General features: G+C 43.8%; 1 pseudogene. It reads left to right on the top strand.

What is annotated here, in order from left to right:
* Nucleotides 1-1,096, top strand: a pseudogene (locus A3739_RS10325) (DNA-directed RNA polymerase subunit beta'); the annotation flags it as partial.
* Between the last annotated feature and the right edge of the window lie 97 nt (nt 1,097-1,193).

Here is a 1,193-nt window from a genome sequence, read left to right as displayed (position 1 = left end):
AGAAGGTATTACCGTTCGTACCCAAACTGATGAGTTAACTGGCTTATCTAATATAGAGATTATTGATCCAAAAGATCGTCCGTCATCAGGTAAAGATGTTCGTCCGATGGTTCAATTGGTTGATGAGAAAGGAAATCCAGTATTCCTAGACGGGACTGAAACCCCATTCCAGGTGTTCTTGCCAGCGAATGCAAGTTTGACTTTGCGTGACGGTGATCAAGTAACACAAGGTGAGATCATTGCTCGTATTCCTCAGGAATCATCGAAGACGCGTGACATCACGGGTGGTCTACCGCGCGTAGCAGACTTGTTCGAAGCGCGTAAGCCAAAAGAATCGTCGATTCTTGCTGAGATTTCAGGTGTGGTTAGCTTTGGTAAAGAGACCAAGGGTAAGAAGCGTCTTGTTATAACACCTAAAGACGGATCTGATGCTTATGAAGCATTGATTCCAAAGCATCGTCAAATGAACGTGTTTGAAGGTGAAAGTGTAGAGAAGGGTGAGGTGATCTCTGATGGCCCATCAAATCCACACGACATTTTGCGTCTTCTAGGTGTTGTTGAGCTTGCTAAGTACATTACAAACGAAGTGCAAGACGTATACCGTCTGCAGGGCGTTGTGATTAACGATAAGCACATCGAAGTAATTGTTCGTCAGATGCTACGTAAAGTAGAAGTTACGCAATCAGGTGATACTGACTTGATCAAAGGTGATCAAGTTGAATACGTTCAATTCCTTGAAGAGAACGAAAAAGCTGATGCAAACGATAAGATGCCAGCACAATGTGAGCGTCAGTTGCTAGGTATTACTAAAGCGTCGCTTGCTACTGAGTCATTTATCTCAGCTGCATCGTTCCAGGAAACAACACGTGTACTTACTGAAGGTGCTGTGACTGGTAAACGTGACTTCTTACGAGGTCTTAAAGAGAACGTTGTTGTTGGTCGTCTTATCCCAGCTGGTACTGGTTTGGCATACCATGCTGAACGTAAGGCTAAGAAGACTAAAGGTTCTGGTTTAGAAGACGGCTTAGGTGTTTCTGCACAAGATGTTGTAGAGGCGCTAAGCGCAGAGCTAAACAAGGAAAATGACGCGCTATAAAGTGCGTCATAAATAGTGTTGTGGAATGTGGTTAAAAATAAACCAAATTTCTTGACACTATGCTGGGGCGTAATTAGACTTGCGCCCCTCGACTTGA

Source organism: Oleiphilus sp. HI0067, assembly GCF_001635735.1.
The sequence above is the reverse complement of the archived record's forward strand: the minus strand, read 5'-3'. Positions and strand labels throughout refer to the sequence as shown.